This is a genomic window from Streptomyces sp. NPDC059454, from assembly GCF_042749965.1.
Classification (GTDB): domain Bacteria; phylum Actinomycetota; class Actinomycetes; order Streptomycetales; family Streptomycetaceae; genus Streptomyces.
In genome coordinates, this window is record NZ_JBHYVC010000126.1 from 1 (window position 1) to 4,258 (window position 4,258).

At 71.4% G+C, this 4,258-nt stretch carries 1 protein-coding gene; it reads left to right on the top strand.

From position 1 onward, the window contains the following. Window positions 1–4,258 (top strand): type I polyketide synthase (locus ACFXAE_RS36075; protein WP_384723927.1); only part of this gene is annotated, 4,258 nt, incomplete at both ends.

The window sequence follows — 4,258 nt, forward strand, 5'->3', positions numbered from 1 at the left end:
GTGTTCGACTATCCGTCGGCGAACGCCCTGGTGGGTTATCTGTTGGACGAGTTGTTCGGTGTGGTGGAGCCGGCCGCGGTGGTGCCGGTGGGGTCCCTGCCGTCGGTGGCGGACGACCCGGTGGTGATCGTGGGGATGGCGTGCCGTTATCCGGGCGGTGTGTCCTCCCCTGAGGACCTGTGGCGGCTGGTGTCCGACGGCGTCGACGCCGTGTCGGACTTCCCGGCCGACCGCGGATGGGACGTCGAGTCCCTCTACAACCCGGACCGGGGTGTGTCCGGGACGTCGTACACGCGCTCGGGCGGTTTTCTGCATGACGCCGGGGACTTCGATCCCGAGTTCTTCGGGATGAGCCCGCGGGAGGCGGTGGCGACGGACGCGCAGCAGCGTCTGCTGCTGGAGACGACCTGGGAGGCGATCGAGCGGGCCGGGATGGACCCGGTGTCGCTGCGGGGCAGCCGGACCGGTGTCTTCGCCGGCGTCATGTATCACGACTACGCCAACCTTCTGACCGGCCCCGAGTTCGAGGGCTACCAGGGAAGCGGCAGCGCGGGCAGCATCGCTTCCGGCCGTGTGTCGTACACGTTCGGGTTCGAGGGTCCGGCGGTGACGGTGGACACGGCGTGTTCGTCGTCGCTGGTGGCGTTGCACTGGGCGGCGCAGTCGCTGCGGTCGGGTGAGTGTTCGCTGGCGGTGGCCGGTGGTGTGACGGTGATGTCGACGCCGATGACGTTTGTGGAGTTCTCGCGTCAGGGTGGGTTGTCGGCGGACGGGCGGTGTCGTTCGTTCGCGGATGCGGCCGACGGGGTCGGCTGGTCCGAGGGCGTGGGCATGCTGGTGCTGGAGCGGTTGTCGGACGCGCGGCGCAATGGGCATCGGGTGCTGGCGGTGGTGCGGGGCAGTGCGGTGAACCAGGATGGTGCGTCGAATGGTCTGACGGCGCCGAACGGTCCGTCGCAGCAGCGGGTGATCCGGCAGGCGCTGGCCAGCGGTGGGTTGTCGGTCGGTGACGTGGACGTGGTGGAGGCGCACGGTACGGGGACGACGCTGGGTGACCCGATCGAGGCGCAGGCGCTGATCGCCACCTACGGCCAGGACCGTCCGGAAGGCCGGCCGTTGCGGCTGGGCACCATCAAGTCGAACATTGGACACGCCCAGGCGGCCGCGGGTGTGGCCGGTGTGATCAAGATGGTGATGGCGATGCGGCACGGTGTGCTGCCGCGCACCCTGCATGTGGATGCGCCGTCGTCGCACGTCGACTGGTCGGCGGGCGCGGTGGAACTGCTGACCGAACCGGTGCCGTGGGCGCAGGGTTCGGGGCCGCGCCGTGCGGGTGTGTCCTCGTTCGGCATCAGCGGCACCAACGCGCACATCGTCCTCGAACAGCCGGACGCCGACGGCGAGGGTGAGTCCGAGGCAGCGCTCGAACCGGAGACTGCCTCTGGCGTGGTGCCGTGGGTTCTCTCCGGAAAGAGTGAGGCCGCGTTGCGTGCGCAGGCCGAGCGGCTGCGGGAGTTCGTGGCGGGAGACGGCGCGGCGGTGCGTGGCGTGGACCTCGGGTTGGCGCTGGCCACGCAGCGTTCCGTCTTCGACCACCGGGCTGTGGTGCTGGCGCAGGACAAGGCGGCCGCTCTGAAGGCGCTCGCGGCGGGTCTTCCGGACGCGGGTGTCGTGGAAGGCCCGGCCGATGGAGGCCGCACGGCGTTCCTGTTCTCGGGTCAGGGTTCGCAGCGGCTCGGTATGGGGCGTGAACTGTACGGTCGTTTCCCGGTGTTCGCGGAGGCGTTCGACGCGGTGTGCGCGGGTCTGGACGAGCACCTGGAGCGGCCGTTGCGTGAGGTCGTGTGGGGTGGGGACGCGGAGGCCTTGAACCGGACCGCCTACGCCCAGGCGGGGCTGTTCGCGGTCGAGGTGGCGTTGTTCCGGTTGGTGGAGTCGTGGGGTGTGCGGCCGGAGTTCGTGGCCGGTCATTCGATCGGTGAGGTGGCTGCCGCGCATGTGGCGGGTGTGTTCTCGCTGGCGGACGCGTGTGCGCTGGTGGCCGCGCGTGGCCGGCTGATGCAGGCGCTGCCGGCCGGTGGTGCCATGGTCGCCGTCGAGGCGACGGAGGCCGAGGTCCTGCCGCACCTGACGGATGAGGTATCCATCGCGGCCGTCAACGGGCCGTCGTCGGTGGTGGTCTCGGGCGCTGAGGCTGCGGTGAAGGCCGTGGCCGGGGTGTTCCGGGGGCTGGGGCGGCGTACGTCCCGGCTGCGGGTGTCTCATGCGTTCCACTCGCCGCTGATGGAGCCGATGCTGGACGAGTTCGGCGCGGTCGTCGAGGAGTTGGCGTTCAGTGAGCCCCGACTGCCCCTGGTCTCCAATGTGTCGGGCGGTCTCGCCGCTGTCGGCGAACTCAGCACCCCCGCTTACTGGGTGGCCCATGTCCGTGAAGCCGTACGCTTCGACGACGCAGTCCGTGTCCTGACGGAGCAGGGCGTCACGCGGTTCCTGGAGCTCGGCCCGGACGGTGTGCTCAGCGGCATGGCGCGTGACAGCGCCGGCGACGACGCCCACCTGATCCCGCTGCTGCGCAAGGACCGCGACGAGGAGACGGCGGCGCTGACCGCCCTCGCCCGGTTGCACGTGGCCGGGGCCCGGGTGGACTGGGCCGCGTACCTCACCGACACCGGTGCACGGGCCGGGACCGTCGACCTGCCGACCTACGCCTTCCAGCGGCAGCGCTACTGGCCCGCCGGTGCGCTGACCCGGGCCGGGGACGTGCGGTTCGCCGGGCTCGGAGCGGCCGAACACCCACTGCTGGGCGCAGCCGTCGAACTGGCCAGCACCGAGGGCTCGGACGGGATGGTGTTCACGGGGCGGTTGTCGGTGCAGTCCCACCCGTGGCTGGCCGACCACGTGGTGCAGGGCTCGGTGGTGGTGCCGGGCACGGCTCTGCTGGAGTTGGCGATCCGCGCGGCCGACGAGGTCGGCTGCGACACGGTCGAGGAACTGACCCTCTCCGCGCCGCTGGTGCTGCCCGACCACGGCGGCACCCGCATCCAGGTGCGGATCGGCACGCCCGACGCCGACGGTCGGTGCACTCTGGGCATACACGCGAGGGGTGAGGACGACGTCCAGGCCTCGTGGACCGTCCACGCCACCGGAATCCTGGCTCCCGCGGCTTTCGCGGCTTCTGTGAACGGGGTGCGGTCCGGCTTCGACGCGTCCGTGTGGCCCCCGAAGGACGCCCGCGCGGTCGATGTGACGGACTGCTACGAGCGGTTGGCCGACGCCGGGTTCGCCTACGGACCCGCGTTCCGCGGCCTTCGGGCCGCATGGCGCCGAGGCGACGAGCTGTTCGCCGAGGTCGCCCTCGACGAAGCGACGGACGGCAGCGCCTTCGGTCTCCACCCGGCCCTGTTCGACGCCGCCCTGCACGCCTTCGCGCTGGACGACGACGGCCGCGGCGGAGTGCCGTTCTCCTGGACCGGAGTGTCGCTGCACGCCTCCGGCGCCTCGGCCCTGCGAGTCCGGCTGACTCGGGACGCCGACGGCACCATGGCCTTGGAGCTGGCCGACCCGGCAGGCGCTCCCGTCGCCTCGGTGGAATCCCTGGTCGTCCGGCCCCTGGCGGCCGGGCAGCTCAGCGCTGCGACCCGTGACTCCCTTTACCAGATGGACTGGGTGCCGGCGCGGGGCGCGCGGGCCGCCGAATTGTCCTCCGAACCGGTCACGGTCTCGGGGGCGGCGGAACTCGAGGCGCTGGTGCAGGGCGAGGTGCCGGCAACGGTGCTGGCCGCCGTGCCCGGCACTGCGGACGGTGTCATCGAATCCGTGCACGATGCGGCCGTATGGGCGCTGGAGCTGGTGCGGTCGTGGCTGGCGAACGAGCGGTGCGCGCAGTCGCGGCTGGTGTTCGTGACGCGCGGTGCCACGGAGGGCGGTGACCTTGCGGGTGCCGCAGTGTGGGGTCTGGTGAGGTCGGCTGTCTCGGAGCACCCGGGCCGGTTCGGTCTGCTGGACGTCGAACCTGACACCAGGCTCCCCACCGAACCGCTGGGTGCGGCACTGGCGGTGAACGAGGCTGAGGTCGCGGTGCGTGGTGGTGAGGTGCTGGTGCCTCGTCTGGCGCGGGTGGCGTCCGGGGCGGGTGGGGGTGCTGCCGGCTGGGATGTGGCCGGGGGCACGGTTTTGGTGACGGGTGGTACGGGTGGTCTGGGTCGTGTGGTGGCCCGGCATCTGGTGGTTGCGCATGGTGTGCGTGATCTGTTGCTGG